At 73.2% G+C, this 23613-nt stretch carries 17 protein-coding genes; 8 read left to right on the forward strand and 9 right to left on the reverse strand.

From position 1 onward, the window contains the following. Positions 1–7 precede the first annotated feature (7 nt). The 4 genes from NOSIN_RS17320 to NOSIN_RS17335 all read right to left on the reverse strand — a co-directional run bounded on the left by NOSIN_RS17320 (position 8) and on the right by NOSIN_RS17335 (position 3684). Positions 8–1366, reverse strand: a complete 1359-nt coding sequence (locus tag NOSIN_RS17320; protein ID WP_077691755.1) for a protein kinase domain-containing protein — start codon at positions 1364–1366, stop codon at positions 8–10. A gap of 157 nt (positions 1367–1523) precedes the next feature. Then, on the reverse strand, positions 1524–1700 hold the full coding sequence (locus NOSIN_RS17325; RefSeq protein WP_077691756.1) for a Trm112 family protein: 177 nt from the start codon (positions 1698–1700) through the stop codon (positions 1524–1526). A 70-nt stretch (positions 1701–1770) separates the two neighbouring features. Then, a complete protein-coding gene (locus NOSIN_RS17330) occupies positions 1771–3138 on the reverse strand; it encodes a phosphomannomutase/phosphoglucomutase (protein ID WP_077691757.1) in 1368 nt (455 codons plus the stop codon). Positions 3139–3282: 144 nt separating this feature from the next. Further along, on the reverse strand, positions 3283–3684 hold the full coding sequence (locus NOSIN_RS17335) for a DUF3499 domain-containing protein (protein WP_077691758.1): 402 nt from the start codon (positions 3682–3684) through the stop codon (positions 3283–3285). Positions 3685–3964: 280 nt separating this feature from the next. On the opposite strand from NOSIN_RS17335, the gene NOSIN_RS17340 reads away from it, so the two are divergent. After that, on the forward strand, positions 3965–4360 hold the full coding sequence (locus NOSIN_RS17340) for a metallopeptidase family protein (RefSeq protein ID WP_077691759.1): 396 nt from the start codon (positions 3965–3967) through the stop codon (positions 4358–4360). Between the two features lie 99 nt (positions 4361–4459). Here NOSIN_RS17340 and NOSIN_RS17345 read toward each other — a convergent pair whose 3' ends face one another. The 4 genes from NOSIN_RS17345 to NOSIN_RS17360 all read right to left on the reverse strand — a co-directional run bounded on the left by NOSIN_RS17345 (position 4460) and on the right by NOSIN_RS17360 (position 11620). Then, positions 4460–5980 (reverse strand): DUF5719 family protein, encoded by a 1521-nt coding sequence (locus NOSIN_RS17345; RefSeq protein ID WP_077691760.1) that lies wholly within the window; start codon positions 5978–5980, stop codon positions 4460–4462. 3 nt (positions 5981–5983) lie between these two features. After that, a complete protein-coding gene (locus NOSIN_RS17350) occupies positions 5984–9274 on the reverse strand; it encodes a glycosyltransferase family 2 protein (RefSeq protein WP_077691761.1) in 3291 nt (1096 codons plus the stop codon). A 349-nt stretch (positions 9275–9623) separates the two neighbouring features. Next, entirely contained in the window at positions 9624–9911 is a 288-nt protein-coding gene (locus NOSIN_RS17355) for a WhiB family transcriptional regulator (RefSeq protein WP_077693628.1), read from the reverse strand. A 230-nt stretch (positions 9912–10141) separates the two neighbouring features. Further along, a complete protein-coding gene (locus NOSIN_RS17360; RefSeq protein WP_077691762.1) occupies positions 10142–11620 on the reverse strand; it encodes a hypothetical protein in 1479 nt (492 codons plus the stop codon). Between the two features lie 239 nt (positions 11621–11859). On the opposite strand from NOSIN_RS17360, the gene cofD reads away from it, so the two are divergent. The 4 genes from cofD (at position 11860) to NOSIN_RS17380 (ending at position 17571) form a co-directional block, all read left to right on the forward strand. Further along, positions 11860–12846 (forward strand): 2-phospho-L-lactate transferase, encoded by a 987-nt coding sequence (gene cofD, locus NOSIN_RS17365; protein ID WP_077691763.1) that lies wholly within the window; start codon positions 11860–11862, stop codon positions 12844–12846. After that, entirely contained in the window at positions 12843–14138 is a 1296-nt protein-coding gene (locus NOSIN_RS17370) for a coenzyme F420-0:L-glutamate ligase (RefSeq protein ID WP_077691764.1), read from the forward strand. Before cofD ends, NOSIN_RS17370 begins: the two co-directional genes overlap by 4 nt. Positions 14139–14423: 285 nt before the next feature. Further along, positions 14424–16007, forward strand: coding sequence for a Na+/H+ antiporter (locus NOSIN_RS17375; protein ID WP_077691765.1), 1584 nt, complete (start codon positions 14424–14426; stop codon positions 16005–16007). Between the two features lie 292 nt (positions 16008–16299). Then, a complete protein-coding gene (locus NOSIN_RS17380) occupies positions 16300–17571 on the forward strand; it encodes a glycosyl hydrolase family 18 protein (protein WP_077691766.1) in 1272 nt (423 codons plus the stop codon). A gap of 262 nt (positions 17572–17833) precedes the next feature. Here the strand turns inward: NOSIN_RS17380 and NOSIN_RS17385 are convergent, their stop codons facing one another. Beyond that, positions 17834–20461 carry a bifunctional FO biosynthesis protein CofGH gene (locus NOSIN_RS17385; RefSeq protein ID WP_077691767.1) on the reverse strand — a complete coding sequence of 876 codons (2628 nt, stop codon included), beginning with the start codon at positions 20459–20461 and terminating at the stop codon, positions 17834–17836. Positions 20462–20611: 150 nt separating this feature from the next. Between NOSIN_RS17385 and NOSIN_RS17390 the strand changes: the two genes are divergently transcribed. The 3 genes from NOSIN_RS17390 (at position 20612) to NOSIN_RS17400 (ending at position 23578) form a co-directional block, all read left to right on the forward strand. Further along, positions 20612–21568 carry a lysylphosphatidylglycerol synthase domain-containing protein gene (locus NOSIN_RS17390; protein WP_077691768.1) on the forward strand — a complete coding sequence of 319 codons (957 nt, stop codon included), beginning with the start codon at positions 20612–20614 and terminating at the stop codon, positions 21566–21568. A 214-nt stretch (positions 21569–21782) separates the two neighbouring features. Continuing rightward, complete coding sequence (locus NOSIN_RS17395; protein ID WP_077691769.1) at positions 21783–22409, forward strand: RNA polymerase sigma factor; 627 nt, start codon at positions 21783–21785, stop codon at positions 22407–22409. Then, positions 22406–23578 carry a CU044_5270 family protein gene (locus NOSIN_RS17400; protein ID WP_077691770.1) on the forward strand — a complete coding sequence of 391 codons (1173 nt, stop codon included), beginning with the start codon at positions 22406–22408 and terminating at the stop codon, positions 23576–23578. The genes NOSIN_RS17395 and NOSIN_RS17400 overlap by 4 nt, the downstream gene beginning before the upstream one ends. Positions 23579–23613 lie beyond the last annotated feature (35 nt).

Genomic DNA, 23613 nt, shown 5'->3' on the forward strand with positions numbered 1-23613 from the left:
GGTCCGGTCAGCGGCTGACGACGATCAGGAGCAGCACCAGCAGCAGGATCACGATGGTGATGAGCACCGCGGGGATCACCCAGCTCTGCTGGAGCACCGAGTCCTGCTGGGCAGGACGCTGCATGGGCTGCTGCGCCCCGGGGCGGGCGTAGGTCTGGTTCGGGTTCATGCCCGTGGCCATCGGGTTGGCGACGGGGGGCATGCCGTGCGGCGGGGGCGGATAGGCGGGTGCGCCCGGACGCGGGTTGGACGTGCCGGGGTGGCCGGGCACGCCCGGCCTGGGGTTGGAGGTGCCCGGGTGCGCGAACCCGGAGCGGGGGTCGGAACTGACCGGGTGGCCCGGCATACCGGGTCGGGGGTCGGAGCCGACCGGGTGGCCCGGCATACCGGGGCGCGGGGCGGAGACCCCCGGCGGATAGGCGGCGGCGCCCGCCTGCGGTCCGGTGGGCGGCTGCTGGGGCCGGTAGGGCATCTGGCCGCCGGTGACCAGGCCGGTCTGGGCGATCTGCTCGCCCTGCTTGACGACGTCGTCGGTGGAGGGCGCGGACTCGATCGGCCCCTCGTGGCCCAGCAGGCGCATGAGCAGCGTCTGGGCGTTGGGCCGGTTGTCGGGGTTCTTGTCCAGGCAGGACTCCACGATCGGCCGCAGCGCCTCGTCCATGTCGGTCAGGTCCGGCGGCGCGCTGACCACCCGGTGCACGACCGCGGGGACGGTGTCGGAGCCGAACGGGGCGCGGCCGGTGGAGGCGAAGGCCATGACGCAGCCCCATGCGAAGATGTCGCACTTGTCGGTGATGCCGCGGCCCTCGATCTGCTCGGGCGCCATGTAGGAGGGCGTGCCGACGATCGAGTTGGTCATGGTGGCGGTGCCGTCGTCGACCCGGGCGATGCCGAAGTCGATGACGCGGGGCCCGTCCGGGCCGAGCAGCACGTTGCCGGGCTTGAAGTCGCGGTGGACGATGCCCGCCTTGTGGATGGCGACCAGGGCGGTGGCGGTGGAGACCGCGAGCCGCTGCAGGGTGGACCCCTTCTGCGTGCTGCCCTTGGCGATGGTCTCCTGCAGGTCCTTGCCCGGTACGAACTCGCTGACCACGTAGGGCGGGTCGCTGTCGAGCTGGGCGTCGATGACCGCGGCGGTGCAGAAGGAGGCGACCTTCTGCGCGGCCCGGACCTCCTTCTCGAACCGCCTGCGCAGGTCGCTGTCCTGCGACCACTGGTCGTTGAGGACCTTGACCGCGTACTGCTCCCCGTCCGCGTCCTCGGCGAGGTAGACGATGCCCTGACCGCCCTTGCCCAGGCGTCCTGTCACGCTGTACTCGCCGAACGTGGAGGGATCGCTCGGCTGTAGCGATTCGGAACCGGGCATCGGTGTCCTCCAGGGAGGTCGTCGTGGGCGGGGAGCGCAGAAACAGGGTACGGGTTGCGGGGAACGCGGGGATGCGTCCCACCGTGCCCGAAGGGGGACCTCCTACCCTGCAGCACCCTTTATGACTGTTGGAACGCCCACGGCGTTCCCTTCCGTCTCAGCCGATTTTCCGCGCCTCGTCGATCAGCAGGACCGGGATGCCGTCCCGGATGGGGTAGGCCAGGCCGCTCTCGTCGCAGACCAGCTCGTCGGTCTCGGGGTCGTGGCGCAGCGGGGCCTGGCTCTGCGGGCAGGCCAGGATCTCCAGCAGCCAGCCGTCGATCTTCGTGCTCATGTTCTCGTTCCTCGTGATGGTGGATGGGGAGGGATCCGCCGTGCGGCTCCCTCCCCACCATGATGCCCGGTCAGGCGCGGACGATGGCCAGCACCTCGTCGCGCAGGGCGGCCATGGCCGCCTCGTCGGGGGCCTCGACGTTGAGCCGCAGCAGCGGCTCGGTGTTGGAGGCGCGCAGGTTGAACCACGACTCGTCCGGCAGGGAGACGGTCAGCCCGTCGAGCTCGTCGACGGTGACGCCGTTCCGGCCGGCGAAGGCCTCGCGTACCGCGGCCATCCGCCCGGGGGCGTCCTCGACCCTGGAGTTGACCTCGCCGGACCCGCTGTAGCGCGAGTACTCCTCGGCGACCTGTGAGAGCGGGCGGTCGTCGTTGCCCAGTACACGCAGGACGTGCATCGCCGCGAGCATCCCGGTGTCGGCCCGCCAGAACTCGCGGAAGTAGTAGTGGGCGGAGTGCTCCCCGCCGAAGATCGCGCCGGTCTCGGCCATGGTGGCCTTGATGAAGGAGTGGCCGACGCGGGTGCGCACGGGCACGCCGCCCCTCTCCCGCACGATCTCGGGTACGGCCCGGGAGGTGATGAGGTTGTGGATGACCGTGGCGCCCGGCTCGCGCTCCAGCTCCTGGGCGGCGACCATGGCCGTGATGGCCGAGGGCGGCACCGCGTCGCCGTTCTCGTCCACGACGAAGCAGCGGTCGGCGTCGCCGTCGAAGGCCAGGCCGATGTCGGCGCCGGTCTCGCGGACCCTCGCCTGGAGGTCGACCAGGTTGTCGGGGTCCAGCGGGTTGGCCGGGTGGTTGGGGAAGGTCCCGTCCAGTTCGAAGTAGAGGGGGACGATCTCCAGCGGCAGGCCCTTCTCCAGGACGGCGGGGACGGTGTGGCCGCCCATGCCGTTGCCCGCGTCCACGACCACCTTGAGCCGCCGGATGCCGGACAGGTCGACCAGGTCGCGCAGGTAGGCGGCGTAGCCGGGAAGGAGGTCCTGCTCGGTGACGGTCCCGGCGGGTCCGTCGTACTCGGGCACTCCCGCACCGTTGAGGCTCTCCTCGGCCAGGCGGCGGACGTCGTCCAGGCCGGTGTCGCCGCTGATGGGCGCCGCCCCGGCCCGGCACATCTTGATGCCGTTGTACTCGGCCGGGTTGTGGCTGGCGGTGAACATGGCTCCGGGCATGTCCAGGTGGCCCGACCCGTAGTAGAGCAGGTCGGTGGAGCCGAGTCCGGTGAACACCACGTCGAGGCCCTGGCTGGTGACGCCCTCGCTGAAGGCGGTGGCCAGTTCGGGCGATGAGGGACGCATGTCGTGGGCGACCACGACGGCGCTGCCGCCGACCACCCGGGCGAAGGCGGCCCCGACCGCCCGTGCGATGTCCGCGTTGAGGGTGTCTGGGATCACACCGCGCACGTCGTATGCCTTGAAGATGCTCGAGAGATCAGCCACGTCTTCTCCGGCCAGTTCGGTTCTGCTCCACGTTCGGTCCCGCGCGGGCGGACCGCGCACGGTACAAAACTAGCAAGCCGATCCCGCGATCCCCCATCGGCACCGCGCCGGTCCCGCCGACACCGGGAGGCTCCCCGCGCCGTCTCAGCCGGGGCGGCGGGGCGGCTGCTGCTCACCGCGTCCGGGGTCGGACTTGACCACGCGCAGGTGTCCGCGGCGCAGCGTCTCGGTGCCCTCGCCGACCTCGTCGCCGGAGGGGTTCTTGCGGGCAGGCGGACGGGCCGCCTCACGTACGGCGTCAGCGAGGGCCTCCAGGTCGTCGCTGCCGGGGCCACCGCCCGTCGTCTCGACCGGAAGCCGGACGACCTCCCAGCCGCGCGGAGCCGTCAACCGGTCGGCGTGCACGGCGCAGAGGTCGTAGCAGTGCGGTTCCACGTAGGCGGCGAGAGGACCGAGGACGGCCGTCGAGTCTGCGTAGACGTACGTGAGCGTGAAGACGGCAGGCTGCCTGCAGGCAGTACGGGAGCAGCGTCGAACAGGGCTCACAGCGTTCGACTGTATGCCTTTACCGAGGGACACGCCAGCATCGTTCCATGAGCTGGCCCGTTTCCGCCTCCCCAACGCCTCGGTGTCCCTCTTCCGGGTCCTCGCGCACCGCTTCGGCGCCGACGCGACACCTTGTGCCGCGTCGGCCCGCCCGGCCCCGGAAAGCGCCCTGTGGGCCCCGAAACCGCTTTCGGGGTCGATAGGGCTACGCGCGGAGCGTGTGATGGCTTAGTCTCGAAGTGTGCGACGAGTGCGCCTTTCCAGTGGCCAACCAGACCGAGTGCGGCGCCGGGACCGCCGCGGCCGAGGCATCCGCGGTCCTCTCGTGCCGTCCGACCTGCCGGTTTTCCGCAGCCGAGCGCAGGCGTTCGACGATCTTGTCCTGGACGCGGTCGAACGCCTGGAACGCTTGTGGGCGCGTGAACTGGCCAACGTCGACTTCCTCGTGGAGGACGTCCCGCCGGTCCCGCCCCACGGACCGCTGACCGAGGCGATCCCCTTCTCCCGCCTGGAGAGCGATCCCTCGGGCCGGGCCCGCATCGTGGTGTACCGGCGCCCGGTGGAGATCCGGACGAAGGATCCCGAGGAGATGGCCCTCCTCGTCCACGAGACGGTCGTCGAGGAGGTCGCCAACCTGCTCGGTGTGGAGCCCGAGTCGGTCGATCCCGAGGGCTGACCGGCTCCCCTCGGGTTCCGCCCGAGGCCGGGCGGAACGCGGTGTCCCCGCGCCCGGGGTTCCCGTGCCCGGGGTCCCGTGTACGCGGCGGGGCACCTCCTACGGAAGGATCCCCGCCAGGCCGTCGCGCACCACCGGGAGTTCGATCCGCACGGGGGCGGGCCGTACCGGCAGCACGCCCAGTCCGTCACCGTCGCGCAGCACGCGGGCGGCGTGGACGGGGGCGGAGCCCTCCAGGAGCTCCAGGCGGAGCGTGTACCCGTCCTCCGGGTCGGTGCCCGGGGGCGCCCGCCAGCCGCCGTCCCCGGCGCCGACCACCGCGGTGCTCCCCGCCGCGGCCTCCAGGCGCACGGCGTCCCCCTGCGTGCCGTCCGCGCCGATCGGGGTGGCCATCAGCATGGCGTCGCCCCCGACCGCGCCCAGGAGGAGCTCCGTCTCGGCCTCCGCCGGGATGTGGGGCAGGACCGCGGTGGTGTCCAGCGGGAAGCCGAGCGGCGGCACTGCGGACGTGTAGGCGGTCTCGACCACCTCGGCGTCCTCGCCCGCGACCGCCTCGGCGGCCACACCGGCGACCACGGGGGCGTCCGACTCCAGCACGACCGTGCCCGGCTCGCCGCCCAGAACACTCTCCAGGGTGAGCCAGGCGGAGGCGGCCGGGGGCACGTTGAGCACCGTCGGGGCCTCGGCCTTCCCCGAGCCCCCGCCTCCCTCCGCGCCCTCCCCGTCCTCCGGAGCGGAGGTGACGGTGCGGACGCGCACCTCGGCGGATGCGTCGCCGGGCGCGGCCACGAGCAGGCGGCGCCGTCCGCCGCCGCCGGGAACACCCGGGATCACGTGCTCACGGGCGGGCCCGGCCGTGGGCGGCACCCAGTCGGCGGGGCCGGAGGCGTGCTCGGCGAGCAGGGAGGCGGCGACCCTGCCGGTGCTGGTGCGCACGTGGACGCCGACGGCGCTGGTGCTCTGGACCAGCTCGGTCAGGTCCAGTTCGGTCGACTCGCCGGCGAGCAGGGAGATGCCCCGGCTCTCGGACGAGTAGGAGGGACCGCCCTCGGTGTAGACGTCCACGCTGACCGTGGCCCGGGAGCCCTCGGGGTTGGCCAGGTGGGCGGTGAGCGACTCGATCCGCATCCCCTCGGCGTCGTCGCCGCCGGGCAGGGCGAACCAGGTCCCGACGGAGGGCGCGACGCAGCGCACCTCGGTGGCCGAGCCGTCGGACAGGGTGGTCTGGGCGGCGTCGAGCCCGGAGGCCAGGGCGCCCTCGGCGCGGACGGCCGTGGGGGCGACGGCCTCGCCCGTGTCGGCGCTCCACATGCGGCCGGGCTCGGTCAGTTCCTCCCCGAGGCCCGCGCCCTCCTCCGGGGCGGCGGGAACCGGTCCGGCCCGCAGCCGGCCCTCGTCGTCGCGGCTCACCCTCGGGGCGAACGCGGCCATGGAGCTCTCCCCCGACTCGTGCGGCGCGGGACACACCCGCACCGTCTGGTCGGGGCGCACGGTGCCCGGCTCGGTGACGCCCAGCTCGGCGGTCACCGGACCGACGGCGAACGCGATGCCGAACAGCGCGGCCAGGGCCGTCGCGACCAGTCCGAACAGCGCGAACCGTTTCTCCAGGATCAGCCGCACGCCCTACTCCTCCCGCTCGGTCCCGGACGCCGCGGCGTCCCCGTCGCCTCGGCCGCTCCTCCTGGGCCTGCCGCCCGCGCGCCGCCGCCCCGCGGCACGCCTGGTGCCGCGGGCGGCCCGCGTACCCCGGCGCGAGGCCGCGCGCAGCCTCTCCGGGCGCCGCGGCCGGGGTGTGGGCGTGGAGTCGATCAGCCGCGTCTCCTCCTCGGTGCGCACGCCCGGTGCGGCGAGGACGGCCACCGCCAGGAACAGGAGCCCCTGTGTGAGAAGCCAGACCGTGTGTACGTGGTCGGTGTGCCAGACGCGCAGTTCGCCGCCCCGCGCCGGCAGCGTCCACGCCTGGGTGCCGTTCTCGGTGGCCGCCGGGGTCAGTTCGGCGCCGTCGAGGGTGGCCCGCCAGCCGTCGTCGGCGGCCTCGGCCAGGGCGAGCCGCCGACCGGTGCCGCCGTCGGCGACCCGCGCGGCCATGTCCTCTCCCGGGTCCTCCACCGAGTCCTCCACCGTGAGGGCCTCTGACCCGGAACCGTCCTCGGTGACCACGCGCAGCGCGCCGGTGGGCACGTCCAGCCGCCAGAGCGCGTAGTGCCGTGACAGCGACTGCCGCTCGAACCCGGGTGTGCCGTCCAGGGTGTCGACCATGGTGACGCCGCCGGACCCGCTGATCCGCGGATTCGGGTGGAGCACGTACCGGATGCCGAAGTCGGCCAGGGCGTGCGCCTGGTCGCCGCCCTGGCCCGCGGCGAGTTCGGCCACGACCTGGTCCAGGGCCTCGCGGACCTCCCGCTGGGGGACGAGGCGCTCCTCCCCCAGGCGCGGCTCGCGTCCGCGCGCCACCGCGTAGCCCACGCCGCCCCGCCCGTCGGGGGTGAGGACGAGGGCGCGCGGTTCGGTCCCGTCCTCGCTGACGCTGATCAGCGCGCCGGGGATGACGGGCGCGGCGTGGCTGGTGAGCGGTCCCCCGACGCCCTCCCACATCCACAGGGCGGAGGCGCAGACCGGGGTGGCCAGGGCGAGGACGGCCACGGCCGACGCGAAGACCCGCCGCAGCCCTCCGGCGCGGAACATGGTGTCGAAGGAGCGCGCGGCGGTCGCCGCCGACAGCAGCACCGCCGTGGCGGCGAAGGACAGGGCCGCACTCGGCCAGACCGGCGCCGGGGGGCCGCCGAAGTAGGGCTCGATGACGAGCCGGCTGGTCAGGACGGCCACCAGGATCCCGAACAGGGCCAGCGACCATCCCGCGGCGGCCATCATGCGGTTGCGGAGCAGCAGCAGGGAGCACAGGGCCGCGGCGGCGAACCCGGCGGTGGCCCAGAACGGAGGGGTTCCGGGGCCGCCCGGGGAGAGCATGAGCAGCTCCTGCGGGGTGACGCCCGGCTCCGAGAGCCCGGAGCGGTGCAGTCCGGCCTCCAGCAGCCACAGGCTGGGGTGCGCGAACAGTTCGAGCGACCACGGCAGCAGCACCACGAGGGGCACGGCCAGGCTCAGCGCGACGCTGACGTAGATCCGGCGGCCCAGATGGCCGAAGGCCACCGCCACCAGCAGGCCGGTGACCAGGGACAGCAGCCACACCATCGGCACGAACGCGGTGGCCGCCGCCAGGACCAGGCCCAGTCCCCAGGCGGCCCGGCGGGAGGGCCTGGGCGGCATCGACACCAGCCGTACCAGGAGCAGTCCCAGCACCGGCAGCAGGACGTGGACCGCCGCGGTGCCCAGGCGGCCCTGGGCGACCGCGCCGGTGGCCACCGGCAGCAGCGCGTAGGTCGCGGCCATCCACAGGCGCGCGGGGCGAAAACCCAGCACCTCGCGGGCGAGCAGGTAGGAGGTCAGCCCGGCCAGGGGCACGCAGCCCAGCAGGAGGAGGGTGACGGCCAGCCAGGGCTTGCCCAGGGTGAGCGTGGACAGCAGGGCGAGCAGGCCGACGTAGGGCGGGACCGGTGCCGCGGAGCCGAGGCCGCTGTCGGGACTGCTGGACAGGTACAGGTCCCACATGTCGCGGGCGGTGCCGGCGACCGGGGGCAGGGCGCCGCCGGCGAGGAGGTCTCCGAGGAGCAGGGAGCGCTCGGCGACGACCGTGGCCACGGTCAGGCCGATGACCAGCAGCACCCCGGGTCTGAACACCACGCGGCGCACGAAGCCCGCCCTGTCGGTGAGCACCTCGTCGTCCTCGTCGGCGGGCTGGACGGTGACGGCCTGGTGGCGGCCCGGGGTGTTGAGGACGGGTTCGCCGGACAGGACACCGGTGACCACGTCGTGGAACTGGCGCAGGGCCACTCCGCGGGCGAGGAAGGGCCGGATGGCGCTGTAGGTGCGGCGGCGGTCGCGGCGGCGCCGGAAGCGGGCGCGCGCCAGCCGGAAGGGGCGCAGGTACACCAGAGTGATCGCCGCGGCCTCGTCCAGGGCGTTGGCGGGCTGCTTGATGAGCAGGTACGTCACCACGCGCAGCAGCGAGGCCACGGAGTTGCGGACCAGGGCGGTCAGCATCCCGCCCACGGGCAGGTTGGCCAGCAGCACGAAGACGGCGTGGCGGCGGTCCACCCGGCGCGGGTGGTTGCGGGTGGCGGTGATGGGGCGGCGGCGCCGGGCGGAGGCCTCCGCGTGGTAGGCGACCGCCTCGGTGACGAGCAGGGCGCGCAGCCCGGCGCCGCCCACCCTCCAGCAGAAGTCGATGTCGTCGCGGAACAGGGGCAGGGCGGGGTCGAATCCGCCGAGCCGGTCCCACACGTCGCGGCGGACGAGCATGCCCGCGCTGGACACCGCGAGGACCTGGCGTGTGCCGTCGTGCTGGCCGTGGTCGAACTCACGCTGTTCGAGGCCGGTCTCGCGGCGGCCCGCGCCGTCGATGGTCACGCCGGCCTCGACCAGGAGGCGGCGGTCGAACCAGTCGCGCAGCTTGGGGCCCAGGACGGCGGCGCGCGGGTCCTGGTCGGCGGCGGCGAGCAGGTGGCCGAGGGTGTCCCTCTCCGGTGTGAGGTCGTCGTGGACGAGCCAGATCCACTCGGTGGCGTCCTCGGCGGAGCCGTGCACGGCCCTGGTGGAACGGGGCAGTTCCAGGGCGGCCCGGACGGCGTCGCCGTACCCGGTGCGCGCGGGCAGGTCGATGACGGCGCCGGAGGGCAGGAACCCGGCCAGGATGTCGGCACTGCCGTCGGTGCTGCCGGTGTCGGCGGCGACGACGCGCTGCACGGGCCGGGACTGGGCGCGGACCGCCTCCAGCGTCTCGGGCAGCCAGCGGGCGCCCTCGTGGGACACGATGACCGCGGTGACGACGTGGCGGGCGAAATCCTGGTCAAGCACGGCTGTGGTGGGTTCTCTCCGGGAGAAGGGGCGGGACCCCGTTCGGGTCCGTGGGTCCGACCGGGAGGGGGTCGGCGGGCGCGTGCGCGCGTCGGACGCGGCTCGCGGACACAGGCGCAGGCGCGGACGCAGGACATCACGATACGCCACGCGTCACCATTACAGGCCTATTCGTCACGCTCCGACCCGGTCGCCCATATCCGCGCATTACCGGACGTGCTCGCGGCCGGTGCGGTGGCACGCTGTTTCCGGCGCGGTCGCCGCTCGGCGGCGGGGAGTCCGCGAAGGGCCGCCCACACGAAAGGCGCGTGTCCGGGCTCGGGCCCGGACACGCGCCTTGCACGCGGTCCTAGAGCATGTCCGCCAGGAAATCGAAATCTCCCCCGGCGGCTTTCTTCAGCCTCCGGCGCTCGCGTTCGGAGAGTCCCCCCCAGATACCGAAGCGCTCATCGTGCTCCAGTGCGTATTCCAGGCACTCCGCACGTACCTCGCACGACTGGCAGACCTTCTTGGCTTCCCGTGTGGAGCCGCCCTTCTCGGGGAAGAACGCCTCCGGGTCGGTCTGCGCGCACAGGGCACGTTCCTGCCAGCCCAGCTCTTCGTCTGAGCCGTGCGCCAGCGGGATGACCTCGCTCATGCGCACCTCCTGTTGCCCCCCATAGATGTCCCCGGCCCTTTTCATCCCCCGGGCCGGGTGGAATCCCACCTTGAAATTACACGCGGGTCGCTTGCTGTGAGTCAAGCGCCTTACGTGGTAGTCCCCTGAATATCATGCAACAAACCGACGACAACAGCCCCGGGATGTCCGTTATGAGGGTTACCACGCAATTCACGCCCTTCCAAGGCGATGGGGCACGGGGCTCGGGATCAGCGCTTGTCGTCACCGCCGTACCAGCCCTGCTGGTCACCGGTCCCACCCTGTCCCTGCTGGTCGGAGCCGTATCCGGCCCCGGATCCGTACTGGCCTCCATACGATCCCCCACCCTGTCCGGGCGTCTCGGAACCGTTGTTCTCACCGGAGTTAAAGAAAGGATCAAGTCCGCCCTCGGGGGGTGACTCCTGCGCCTGCTGTCCCTGGTCGGCGCCCTGGTACCAGCCGTACTGGATCGCGTCCTGGGCAGCCTGCTCGACCGAGGGGGCCTGCTGGTCGGTGCCCTGCGGGGCGTACTGGGAGGGGTCGTAGGCGTACTCGCCCTGCTGGCCGTAGGCGGCCTGCTGGCCGGAGGCGTCCGCGCCGTACTGGCCGTAGGCCTGCTGGGCACCGGTCCCGTACTGCGGGGCGGCGGCACCGTACTGGCCGTAGGCCTGCTGCTGGGCGGCGGCGTCCGTCCCGTACTGCTGACCGTAGGCGGCCTGCTGGCCGGAGGCGTCGGTGCCGTACTGCTGGCCGTAGGCGGCCTGCTGGCCGGAGGCGTCCGCGCCGTACTGGCCGTAGGCCTGCTGGGCACCGGTCCCGTACTGCTGCTGCGCGGCGTCCGCACCGTACTGCTGGCCATAGGCCTGCTGCTGGGCGGCCGCGGCCTGCTGGGCGGAGGCGTCGGTGCCGTACTGCTGGCCGTAGGCGGCCTGCTGCTGGGCGGCCGCGTCCGCACCGTACTGGCCGTAGGCCTGCTGCTGCCCGGAGGCGTCCGCGCCGTACTGCTGACCGTAGGCGGCCTGCTGGCCGGAGGCGTCCGCGCCGTACTGGCCGTAGGCCTGCTGGGCACCGGTCCCGTACTGCTGCTGCGCGGCGTCCGCACCGTACTGCTGGCCATAGGCCTGCTGCTGGGCGGCCGCGGCCTGCTGCTGGGCGGCGTCCTGCACCGGGTAGCCGGGCTGGGCGAAGGACTGCTGCGCACCGGTCGGGGGCGGGAACTGCTGCGGGTAGGCGCTCTGCTGCGGCATCGCCCTGGGGACCAGGGCGGGGTCGTTGTAGGCCTTCAGCACCGCGAAGCCCACGAGGCCGAACACGGCGCCCTGGGCGACCGTCTCCAGCATCCGGGCGAAACCGTGGCCGATGTTGACCGCGCCGATGAATCCGCAGATCACCGTGATCAGGCAGAAGAGCAGACCCACACCTGTGATGATCATCGCGGTCAGCACGACCGGCGACGCGCTGGGGCGGGCCCTGTCACTGGTCAGGACCAGGGCTGCCGCGGCGGCGACGAGAGCCGCCAGGCCCACGCCGAAGAAGTGGCCGGCGCCCGCTCCGTACATGGCGCTGGCGAAGGGCGTACGCGTACCCCAGTCGCCGGCGCTGGACATGACGATGACCTGGATGAGCCCGGAGAGCATGAGCACGCCCGCGGCCGCGAGCAGGGTCCATGCCCCGGGCAAGCGCAGGCGTTCCAGTGTTTCGTTCTTCAAAAGAGGTTCCCCTCTGCTGCTGCTACTTCGCCGTCACGTCGGTGGAAGCGGCGTCGGGCTGTCAGGTGGATCGGCCACGTCCGGGACAGGAGAATGGGGACACCGGTCGGGCCGAAGGGTGGGATGGCGACCGCCGCCGCGGGGTTCACGGACCCCCGGTACCGGAACGGTCACGTATGGACCGTGCCCCGGCGGGGCCGACGGTCCATACACGCCCCCAGCCTGCCAGACTTGGACGCATGCGGATAGTCGTACCGGCCGGCGGTATCGGCGGCGCACGGTTCCTCCAAGGTCTCAGGGCCGTACTCGGAACCGACGCGGCGGCCGAAGAACAGACCACAGACAGCAGCATCACGGTCATCGGCAACACCGGTGACGACATCACCCTGTTCGGGCTGCGGATCTGTCCGGACCTGGACACTGTGATGTACACCCTGGGCGGAGGGATCAACGAGGAGCAGGGCTGGGGCAGGGCCGACGAGACCTTCACCGTCAAGGAGGAGCTCGCCGCCTACGGGATGAAGCCCACCTGGTTCGGCCTGGGCGACCGCGACACCGCCACCCACATCGTGCGGGCGCAGATGCTCGCGGCCGGATACCCCCTGTCCACGGTCACCGAGGCACTGTGCGACCGCTGGCGTCCGGGGGTCCGGCTGCTGCCGATGACCGACGACCAGGTCGAGACGCACGTGGTCGTCGACGACGGCGGAGGACGTCGGGCCATCCACTTCCAGGAGTGGTGGATCAAGCACCGTGCCGCGCTGCCCGCCGAGCAGATCGTCGGCGTCGGCGCCGAGGACGCGAAGCCCGCCCCCGGCGTGCTGGCCGCGATCGCCGAGGCCGACGCGGTGATCCTGCCCCCGTCCAACCCGGTGGTCAGCGTGGGATCCGTCCTGGGCGTCCCCGGCATCCGTGAGGCCATGGCCGCCAAGACCGTCGTGGGCGTCTCCCCCATCATCGGCGGGGCACCCGTGCGCGGTATGGCCGACGCCTGCCTGCGCGCGATCGGTGTGGAGACCAGCGCGGGCGCGGTCGCCGCGCACCTGGGATCGGACCTGCTGGACGGCTGGCTGGTGGACGAGGCCGACGCGGACACCGACGTGGAGGGCATCGAGGTGCGCTCGCGCCCGCTGTACATGAGCGACCCCGCCGCCACCGAGGCGATCGCCCGGGCCGCCCTGGACCTGGCCGTGGAACTGGCCGAGAAGGGTGAGGAGCGCGGGTGAGCCCCGAACTGCGTGTACGCGGACTCGTCGGCATCCCGGAGGTGCGCCCGGGCGACGACCTGGCCGCCCTGGTCTCCGACGCCGCGGAGGCCTCCGGGACCCCGCTGGCCGACGGGGACGTGCTCGTCGTCACCTCGAAGATCGTCAGCAAGGCCGAGGGCCGCTCCCGCCGCATGGACCGGGAGGAGGCGGTCGACGCCGAGACCGTGCGGGTGGTCGCCCGCGCGGGAAGGACGAGGATCGTCCAGACCCGGCAGGGGCTGGTCATGGCCGCCGCCGGAGTGGACGCCTCCAACGTCGAGCCCGGCACGGTCCTGCTGCTGCCGGAGGACTCCGACGCCTCCGCCCGCGCGCTGCGCTCCGGACTGCGCGCTCGCCTGGGCGTGAACGTGGGCGTGGTCGTCTCCGACACCTTCGGGCGCCCGTGGCGGGTGGGGCAGACGGACGTGGCCGTCGGCGCGGCCGGGCTGCCCGCCGTGCAGGACCTGCGGGGCACGACCGACGCCCACGGAAACCTGATGGAGGCCACCGTCAACGCGGTGGCCGACGAGATCGCCGGTGCGGGCGAACTGGTCAAGGGCAAGACGAGCGGGGTCCCGGTCGCGGTGGTCAGCGGCCTGGGCGGGCTGGTCACCGAGGAGGACGGGCCGGGTGCCGCGGCACTGGTCCGCCCGGCCGACGCCGACCTGTTCCGGTACGGGTCGCGGGACGTGGTCCCGGCCCGGCGGACGGTGCGGTCGTTCACCGACGACCCGGTGGACGGGGCGCTCGTGCGCCGCGCGGTGGCCTCGGCGGTGACGGCTCCCGCACCGCACCACACCACCCCGTGGCGGTTCGTGCTGGTGGAGTCGGCCCGGACGAGGAAGCGGCTGCTGGACGCGATGCTCCAGGCGTGGGTGGCGGACCTGCGCGGCGACGGGTTCACCGAGGAGCAGATCGCCCGGCGCACCAGGCGCGGTGACGTGCTGCGCGGGGCGCCGTACCTGGTGGTGCCGTTCCTCGTGGCCGACGGCGCGCACCCGTACCCGGACGAGCGCCGGGCCGACGCCGAGCGGTCGATGTTCCTCGTGGCGATGGGCGCGGGGGTGCAGAGCCTGCTGGTGGGGCTGGCCATGGAGGGGCTGGGGTCGGCCTGGATCTCCTCGACCATGTTCTGCGCCGACGTGGTGCGCGAGGTGCTGGAGGTGCCCGCGGAGTGGCAGCCGATGGGCGCGGTGGCCGTGGGACACGCGGCCGAGGCGCCCGGTGAGCGGCCGCCGCGCGATCCGGAGGACTTCGTCACCGTGCGGTAGGGAGTCCTCCGCCCCTGTGCGGCGGCCCTCCGGGAGCGTCTGCCCCGGAGGGCCGCCGCTTTTCTCGCGGGAGCGCCCGCTCTCGGAGAGGCGTTCCGCGGGAGCGCCCGTTCCGGGTGGGGCTCGGCCCGGGGAGGCCCCGGACCGGGCTCCCGCACCCCGGCCGGACGCGGGTACGGCGGACCCGTGCGGCGAGTCCTGTCGGCGGGACCGGCGCGTCAGGGCGACCGGCGGGCCCGGGCTGCACCATGCTGGTTCGGCCGGGGGACGACGGGGAGGCACGGGATGTCCGTCGAGGGGTACGTGGTCGCCACGCTGGTGATCGTGGTCGCGGTGATCCTCGGCCAACTGCTCGCCGGATGGCTGCGGGTACCCGGCGCGGTCGTGCTGGTGCTGCTGGGCCTGGCCGTGGGGGCCACGCCCTGGATGCAGTCACTGGTGGTCTCCCCGCAGGTCATCCTGCTGGTCTTCCTGCCGCCGCTGATCTACAACGCCGCGTTCTTCTCCTCCCCCAAGGACATGCGCGAGCTGATACGCCCCATCGTGGTGATGGCGGTGGGTGTGACACTGCTGACCGCCCTCGGGCTGGCGGGGGTCGTGTACCTGCTGATGCCGTCGGTGGGGTGGCCCGCCGCGATCGCCCTGGGCGCGGCGATCGCGCCGACCGACGCCGTGGCGGCCTCGGCGATCCTGAAGCGGGTGGGCACACCGCGCCGGGTACTGACCCTCCTGGAGGGCGAGTCCCTGATCAACGACGGGGTGGCACTGACCCTGTTCGGTCTGGCCGTCACCGCCATGGCGCACCCGCTCACGCCCCAGGAAGGCCTGGTGGAGCTGGTGAGGGTCGTGGCGGGCGGCCTGCTCTACGGCGCCGTGGTGGCCCTGGCGGTGTCGTGGTCGCGGACACGGATGCGGGATCCGTCCCTTCAGTTGATGATCGTGCTGATCACGCCGTTCGTGGCCTACATCCCGGCGGAGATGCTGGGGTTCTCCGGCGTGCTGGCGGCCGTGGTCTCCGGGATCTACCTGGGCACCCGCGGCGAGGGCCTGCTGCCACCGCGCGTGCGGGTGAACGGGCAGACGATCTGGAGCACCCTCGTGGGGTTGCTGGAGTCGATGCTGTTCGTGGTGCTGGGGTTGCGGCTGGACTCGGTGGCCACGGCGGCGCGGGGCCACTTCGCCCTCGTGGACCTGGTGTGGGTGGCGCTGGCGACGACGGCCGCGGCGGTCGTCCTGCGCATGGGGCTGATGCTGCTGGTGGCCCCGCTGCACCGGATCCCGCCGTTCACGGGGCTGAAGGCGGCCGACCCCAGGGAGCGGATCGTCATCGGGTGGAGCGGGATGCGCGGTGCGGTGTCTTTGGCGATCGCCCTGTCCCTGCCCACCATGGTGGGCGGTGAGCCGTTCACCGACCGGGGCGCGTTGATCTTCGTCGCGGGCGCCGTGGTGCTCGGGACACTGGTGGGTCAGGGGACGACGCTTCCGCTGCTGCTGCGCAAGCTCGGCATGGCCCAGGAGGGCGCGCGGCGGCGGGAGTTCCTGCGGGCCGACGAGCAGATGAGCTACGCGGCGCTGGGAAGGATCGACGAACTGCTGCGCGAGGGCCGGGTGGACGAGAGGACCGCCGACTCGCTGCGGTCCGTGTACACGCGGCGGATCGCACATGTGCGCGGGCTGCTGGACGCCGGGGACGGACGGGCGCGCGAGCGGGTGAACGGTGGGAAGGCGGTGCACGCCCAGATCACACAGGCGCGCAGGGACGCGCTGGTGACGATGTACCGGGAGGGCGGCATCGACCACGAGGTGTTCCAGGAGGTGAGCCGGGACCTGGACATCCGCGACAGCGGGACGGGGCCGTACGGCTCGTAGGAGCGGAGACCGCCGGAGCCCTCACGCGCGGCCGACACGGGGGCACGGAGGCCGCGCCGGACACGGAGGGCGGCCCGGAGCCAGCGCCGGTGCCGGTGCCGGTGCCGGTGCCGGTGCCGGTGCCGGTGGGGACCATGGGATCCGTGAACGGTACCGGGTACCGAATAAAAAACTACAAACTTTATTTACGATTACCGTTGACGCGACCGCCGGACAACTTTTAGGTTTCTTAACAATTAACTGGCTCCCAGAGCCCCTTCGTCCCCCCGCTCGACGAAAGGAGCACCCCCTGATGCTCGAACACCGCCGCAGGACCGCTTCCAGAGGCGCGAAGGCCGCGCTGACCGGTGCGTTCGCCCTCCTGACCGCCGGACTCCTCGCCGGCTTCAGCCAGCTCTCCCCGGCCCCCACCGAGGTGGAGACCGTGGCCGACGGCGAGTCCGTCCAGGCACAGCAGACCGGCCAGTGGCTCACCGGATACTGGCACAACTTCTCCAACGGCTCCACCGTGATGCCGTTGTCCGAGGTCCCCTCCGAGTACAACCTGGTGGCCGTCGCCTTCGCCGAGAACCACCCCACCCTCGACGGCGGGATCACCTTCGACCTCGCCAGCGAGGAGCTGGGCGGCTACACCGACCAGCAGTTCCGCGACGACATCGCCGCCATCCAGGCCGAGGGCCGCAAGGTGATCATCTCCGTGGGCGGCCAGCTCGGGCACGTGGACGTCGCCAACGCGACCCAGGCCCGCAACTTCGCCGACACCACGTACCAGCTGATGCAGGAGTACGGCTTCGACGGGGTCGACATCGACCTGGAGCACGGCGTCAACGCCCAGTACATGTCCGACGCCCTGCACGACCTGAGCGGTCAGGCCGGTTCGGACCTGATCATCACGATGGCACCGCAGACCATCGACTTCCAGAGCCCGGACCGGGAGTACTACAAGCTGGCGTCGAACATCTCCGACATCCTCACCATCGTGAACATGCAGTACTACAACTCCGGCTCGATGCTGGGGTGCGACAACCAGGTGTACTCCCAGGGCACCGTCGACTTCGTCGCCTCGCTGGCCTGCATCCAGCTGGAGATGGGCCTGAGCCCGGACCAGGTGGGCCTCGGCCTGCCCGCCGTCCAGTCGGCCGCCGGAGGCGGCTACATGGCGCCCAGCCAGGTCGTCCGGGCCCTGGACTGCCTCGAGGCGGGGACCAACTGCGGGTCCTTCTCGCCGGACACCCCGTACGGCACCATCGGCGGCGTGATGACCTGGTCGATCAACTGGGACGCCACCAGCGGCTACGCCTTCGCCGAGACCCTCTCGGCCCGCCTGGCCGGCGGCCCCGGCGACGGCGGCTCCACGGACGAGCCGACCGACGAGCCCACGGACGAGCCGACCGGCGAGCCCGGTGACTGCGCCTCCCCGGCGTGGTCCGCCGACAGCACCTACACCGGCGGCGACGTGGTCTCCCACGAGGGCTCGGAGTACCGCGCCGAGTGGTGGACCCGTGGCGAGGAGCCCGGGACGACCGGCGAGTGGGGTGTCTGGAGGCTCGTCGGCGCCTGCTAGCACAAGGCCGCGTGGAGGGATCCCCCGTCCCTCTCCCGCTACACGCGGCTCCCCGGCGGCCCGTCGCACACTCCCCTCGGTGACGGGCCGCCACCCCCGAGAAGGGGCGAGGCGCCGTCCTCCGGCGCTTCGCCCCTTCGTCCTTGCGTTCCCGGCTCCGTCCCGGCTTCGCGCCACCGCGGGCACGGCCCCTCCGGAACACCGGTGGTGACGCGCCCGTCGGCCGTGCTCCGCCCGTGCTCCCCGTCCCGGGCCCGGGGCGTCAGACCACGGGCAGGGTGGGCCGCAGGACGCTGGAGGCCACGCCGTCGCTGGCCTCGGCGGTGCGCCGGCGCTCCTCGGACACGGGACCGTAGGTGGTGGTGCGCTGGCGGACGGGGCGGCCCGTCGGCTCGACCAGGGCGCGGATGTCGCTGATGGTCTTGAACGACCCCTGCCCCGACCCGGCCATCCGGCTGATGGTCTCCTCCATCAGGGTGCCGCCCACGTCGTTCACCCCGCCCGCGAGCAGCTGGCGGCAGGTGTCCTCGGCGAGCTTGACCCACGAGCACTGGATGTTGTCGATGTGCCCGTGCAGCAGCAGGCGGGCCAGGGCGTGCACCGCCCGGTTCTCCCGCACGGTCGGCCCGGTGCGGGCCAGCCCGGCCAGGTAGATGGGCGCGTTGGTGTGCACGAACGGCAGCAGCACGAACTCGGTGAACCCGCGGCGGCCGTTGCGCTCCACCGACCGCTCCTGCAGGGAGCGCAGCAGCTTGATGTGCGCCACCCAGTGCCTCGGCGAGTCCACGTGCCCGTACATCATCGTGGACGTGGTGGGGATGCCCAGGTCGTGGGCGGAGGTGATCACGTCGATCCACTCGCTGGAGGGCAGCTTGCCCTTGGTGAGGATCCAGCGGACCTCGTCGTCGAGGATCTCCGCAGCGGTGCCCGGGATGGAGCCGAGCCCGGCGTCGCGGGCGCGGGTCAGCCACTCGCGGACCGGCAGGTTGGTGCGCGAGGCCCCGTTGACCACCTCCATCGGGCTGAACGCGTGGACGTGCATGTCCGGGACGCGGTCGCGTACGGCGGAGGCGATGTCGAAGTAGGCGGTGCCGGGCAGGTCCGGGTGGATGCCGCCCTGCATGCACACTTCGGTCGCCCCGGACTTCCACGCCTCCTCGGCGCGGTCGGCCACCTGGTCCAGGGAGAGCGTGTAGGCGTCGGCGTCGGTGCGGCGCTGGGCGAACGCGCAGAACCGGCACCCGGTGTAGCAGACGTTGGTGAAGTTGATGTTCCTGGTCACCACGTAGGTGACGTCGTCGCCCACCACGTCCTGGCGCACCCGGTCGGCCAGGGAGGTCAGCGCCTCCAGTTCGTCCCCGTCGGCGTGCAGCAGCGCGAGCGCCTCGTCGTCGGACAGGCCCGCGGGGTCGGCCTCGGCGCTGCGCAGCGCGGCGGCGATGTCGGGGTCGAACCTGTGCGGCACGGCCCCCTGGCGGTCCACGCCCGGGCGCAGCTCGTCCCAGTCGCCGTAGACGGCGTCGAAGTCCCCGCGCCGGTCGCCGGTGCGGCCCTCGGTGTCGATCTCCGTGTGCAGCTCCGTGCGGCCGGAGGAGACCAGCACCGCCTCGGGCTCCTGCCAGGGCCGGCCCACCACGGGCGCGTCCTCGCGGGCCAGTCCGGTCTCGGGGTCGGCGAGCGCGGCCACGTGCCCGGCCACGCGCGGGTCCAGCCACGGCTCCCCGGTCCTGACGTACTCGGGGTAGACGGTGAGCCGCTCGCGCAGCGTGAAGCCGTGGGAGGCGGTGCGCTCGGCCAGGTCGTCGATCTGCGGCCAGGGGCGCTCGGGGTTGACGTGGTCGGGCGTCAGCGGGGAGACGCCGCCCCAGTCGTCGATGCCCGCGCGGATCATCAGCCCGTACTCGTCCACGCCGCCGTGCTCGGCGCCGATCAGGTTGGGCGGCGCCTGCACGTGCGCCCTGGGCCCCATGACCAGGCGGGTGACGGCGATCGCGGCGGCCATCTCCTCGCGTTCGGTGTCGGGGCGGTGCATCATCGCCGTCTCGGGCTTGGCCCGGAAGTTCTGCACGATGACCTCCTGGATGCCGCCGTAGCGGCGGGAGGCCCCGCGCATCGCGAAGATCGACTCGGCCCGCTCGGCGGTGTTCTCGCCGATGCCGAGGAGGATCCCGGTCGTGAAGGGGACGCTGGACCGCCCGGCGTCCTCCAGCACGCGCAGCCGCACCGCCGGGTCCTTGTCGGGGCTGCCGTAGTGGGCCTGGCCCTTCTCGGTGAACAGCCGGGTGGAGGTGGTCTCCAGCATCATCCCCATGGACGGGGAGACGGGCTTGAGCCGCTGGAAGTCGGTCCAGGTGAGCACACCGGGGTTGAGGTGCGGGAGGAGGCCGGTCTCCTCCAGCACCATGATGGCCATGGCCCGGACGTAGGACAGGGTGTCGTCGTAGCCGTGGGCGTTGAGCCACTCGGCGGCCTGCTTCCAGCGGTCCTCCGGCCGGTCGCCGAGGGTGAACAGGGCCTCCTTGCAGCCCATGGCGGCACCCTGCCGGGCGATCTCCAAAACCTCGTCGGGCGACAGGAACGGCGCGTCGAGGCGGCCGGGCACCGTGGCGAACGTGCAGTAGTGGCAGCGGTCGCGGCACAGGCGGGTCAGGGGGACGAACACCTTGCGGCTGTAGGTGATGACACCGGGGCGGCCTGCGGCCTCCAGTCCGGCGTCGCGCACTCTTCCGGCGTGTTCGAGGAGGGTCTCCAGATCTTCGCCCCTGGCGTGCAGGAGCACCTCGGCCTCGGTGACGTCGAGGGTCTTGCCGTCCCGGGCGCGGGCCAACGCCCTGCGCATGGCGGACGGGGTCGGGGAGGGGACGGGGGCCGGGTCGTTCTCACCACTCATAGAGCGCACCCTACGCCCCGGTACTTTCGTACCTGTGGACGCATCACCGCTCGGCGCGCAAACGGCGGAGGCGCCGGGGATGCGGGCCCCACGCGGGAACGGGGAGGTGGTACGCGCGGCGTAGGGTCGGCGCGTACGGAGGGAGACAACGTGCTGAGTCGGCTGCGCGGCAACCCGTGGGTGCGGTTGGCGCTGTTCCTGGTGGTGTGCGCGTGCGCGGGGCTGGCCCTGCGCGCGAACTGGGAGCAGGCCCGCGACGCGGTGGCGTCGCTGCCGCTGTGGGTGCTGCCCGCCGCGGTGCTGGCGGGCATGGCGGGGCTGACGGCGCAGATGCTCGCCTGGCGTGCGCTGCTGGCCGGCATGGGTTCGCCGCTGCCGTACCGGGTGGCGGCCCGCGTCATGTTCGTGGGCCAGCTCGGCAAGTACCTGCCGGGTTCGGTGTGGGCGTTCGTCGCGCAGGTGGAACTGGCCCGCGACTGGAGGGTGCCGAGGTCGCGCGGTGCGGCGGCGACGCTGCTCGCGGTGGCGGTGACGGTCGCGGTGAGCCTGGCGGTCGCGGCGGTGGCGCTGCCCCTGTCCTCGGCGGGGGCGGCCCGGCGCTGGTGGTGGGCGCTGGCGCTGGCCCCGCTGCTGCTCGCCGCGCTGCACCCGCGTGTGCTGGGCTGGGGGATCCGGCTGGCTGCCCGCCCGTTCGCCCGGTTCCGCGAGGTCGCCGGGGCCGGGCCCCTGGACGTGCGGGGCCGGGCCGTGGCCGCCTCCGTGGGATGGACCCTGGTGGCGTGGGTGCCCCTGGGGCTGCACGTGTGGCTGCTGACCTGGGCGGTGGGCGGCGAGGCGCTGCGGTCGCTCGGCCCGGCGGCGGGCGGCTACGCGCTGGCGTGGACGCTGGGGCTGCTGGTGGTGTTCGCCCCGGCGGGCCTGGGGGTGCGCGAGGCGGTGCTGGTGGTGGCGCTGTCCCCGGTGCTGGACGCGGGTGCGGCGCTGGTGGTGGCGGTGCTGTCGCGGCTGGTGATGACGGCCGCGGACGTGGGCTGGGCCGGGCTGTCGGTACTGCTGTCGGGGCGTACCGCCCGCCCGCCGGAGAGCGTGGACGCTCCGCCCGCCTGATCCGCCGCCGTCCGGGGCGGCGGAACGCGCCCGGCACGGGAGCGGACTCCAGCCCTCGGCCCCCGACGGCCGCCGCCCCCATGCACCCGCCCCGCGCGGCGTGTGCCGGCCATCACACGCACGAGGTCGGACAGCCCGTGAACCCCTTCGCGGGGATCGGGCTAGTAGGGGTGTGAGACCACCCCGACCCGAGCCCGACGTGATCGGACCCCCCATGCCCTCCACCGCCTTCCGGGCCGCCGCGTCCGGCGGCCCGGAACCCGACGCGGCCGTCATCCGGCGGTCGCTGGACGAGCCGACGCGGTTCGGCGAGATCTTCCGCCGCCACGCGCCCGCGCTGCACCGCTACGCCGCCCGGCGGCTGGGCGGTCCTGACGCCGACGACGTGGTGGCCGAGACCTTCCACATCGCCTTCCGCAAGCGCCACCGCTACGACCCGGGTCGCCCCGACGCCCGCCCCTGGCTGTGGCGGATCGCCGCCAACCTGGTGCGCCGCCACCACCGCACGGAGACGCGCCACTACCGGGCCCTGGCCCGGACCGGCGTGGACCCCGTCCTGGAGGGCTTCGCCGACCGCGCGGCCGAGCGCGTGGACGCCACGTCGCTGTCCGGCAGCCTGGCCGCCGCCCTGGCCCGGCTCTCCAAGGGTGACCGGGACACCCTCCTGCTGGTCGCCTGGGGAGAGCTGACCTACGAGGAGACCGCCCTGGTGCTCGGTGTCCCGGTGGGCACCGTGCGCTCCCGGCTGCACCGCGCCCGCAAGCGCGTGCGCGCCGCGCTCGCCGCCACGACCGACGCCACCGCAGCCACCACGCCCACGAAGGAGGAGGACCACCGGTGAACGAACTCGACCACCTGCGCCGCATGAGGGCGGACGTTCCCGAGTCCGGCCCCGAGGAACTGGCCGTGCGCACGGGCTGGCGCCCGGGCGGCGAACGCCCCGCGTCCCGGACCCGCCCGGTGTCACTGCTGCCCCTGGCCCTGTCCGGCGCGGCCGTGCTGACGGCCGCCGCCGTGTTCGCCTTCCTGGTCCTGGGCCCGGCCGACCTCATGGAACCGGACACGGTGGCGGCGGGTCCTCCTCCCGGCTCCTCGAACGGACCCGGGGACGCCGACAGTGCGATGGAGGTCATGGCCCCCGTCGCCGAGGCCGCCGCCGGGGCCCCACGGCCCGACGGGGCCGTCTGGTACCAGCACTACACCTGGGGCCGTGCCTGGGGTGTGGGTCCCGAGGACGACAGGTACGGGGTGTACCGGGTCTACGAGGAGGAGCGGTGGATGCACCTGGAGAAGGGCCTCTCCACCAACGACATCCCCTCGACGGACTGGTCCCTGGTCGACGAGGACGACCGGCCGGCGTGGGAGCGCGACGGCTCCCCCACGTTCTGGCCCCGCGACCCCGGAGCCGAGCGCCCGGAGATCCCCACCGCCGAGGAGGGCGACGGCCCCGCGGACGCCGGCCCCACGGGGTACGGCTTCGGCTATGGCTCGTTGGCCCCCCAGGAGCTCCAGGAGCTTCCCCCCGACCCCGAGCGGTTGGAGGAGATCCTGTGGGACGGGCGGCCCCAGGACGCACTTGAGCGGGAGTTCCGGGAGGAGGCGCTCGCCGAGGAGGGTTACCACAGCGAACCCGAGCAGCGGTTCGCTCTTCTCAAGGGCACGCTGACCCTCCCCCTTCCTCCCGAGGTCAGGGCGGGTGTGTACGAGGTCCTGGCGGGTATGCCCGGTGTCCGTGCGGCCGAGGGGGTGACGGAGGACCTGTCCGGACGGCCCGCCGTGGGCGTCGCCTTCGACCTCGGTGACGCGGAGCGGGGCCGGTACGAGGAACGGATCCTGTTCGACCCCGGGACGGGGACGGTGCGGTCCGTCGAACGGGTGGTGGTCGAGCCCTCGGCGTCGGAGGCCGACTGGAGCGAACCCGGTGACGTGGTCGAGTACCGCCTCTACGAGGCCGCCGAGTGGACCGACGAGTGGCCCGACGTGGCCGAGCACCCGCTGACGGAGGAGTGACACGGTGTGAGGCCGCCGCTCCGCACCCGCCCACC

It is taken from the genome of Nocardiopsis sinuspersici, assembly GCF_001998325.1.
In the GTDB taxonomy this organism is placed as follows: Bacteria; Actinomycetota; Actinomycetes; order Streptosporangiales; family Streptosporangiaceae; genus Nocardiopsis; species Nocardiopsis sinuspersici.

Excerpts from the sequence above, each read along its gene's own strand:
- NOSIN_RS17320 (WP_077691755.1), bottom strand. The coding sequence starts at position 1,366 with ATGCCCGGTTCCGAATCGCTACAGCCGAGCGATCCCTCCACGTTCGGC.
- NOSIN_RS17385 (WP_077691767.1), bottom strand. The coding sequence starts at position 20,461 with ATGAGTGGTGAGAACGACCCGGCCCCCGTCCCCTCCCCGACCCCGTCC.
- NOSIN_RS17375 (WP_077691765.1), top strand. The coding sequence starts at position 14,424 with ATGTCCGTCGAGGGGTACGTGGTCGCCACGCTGGTGATCGTGGTCGCG.
- NOSIN_RS17380 (WP_077691766.1), top strand. The coding sequence starts at position 16,300 with ATGCTCGAACACCGCCGCAGGACCGCTTCCAGAGGCGCGAAGGCCGCG.
- NOSIN_RS17395 (WP_077691769.1), top strand. The coding sequence starts at position 21,783 with ATGCCCTCCACCGCCTTCCGGGCCGCCGCGTCCGGCGGCCCGGAACCC.
- NOSIN_RS17355 (WP_077693628.1), bottom strand. The coding sequence starts at position 9,911 with ATGAGCGAGGTCATCCCGCTGGCGCACGGCTCAGACGAAGAGCTGGGC.
- NOSIN_RS17325 (WP_077691756.1), bottom strand. The coding sequence starts at position 1,700 with ATGAGCACGAAGATCGACGGCTGGCTGCTGGAGATCCTGGCCTGCCCG.
- cofD (WP_077691763.1), top strand. The coding sequence starts at position 11,860 with ATGCGGATAGTCGTACCGGCCGGCGGTATCGGCGGCGCACGGTTCCTC.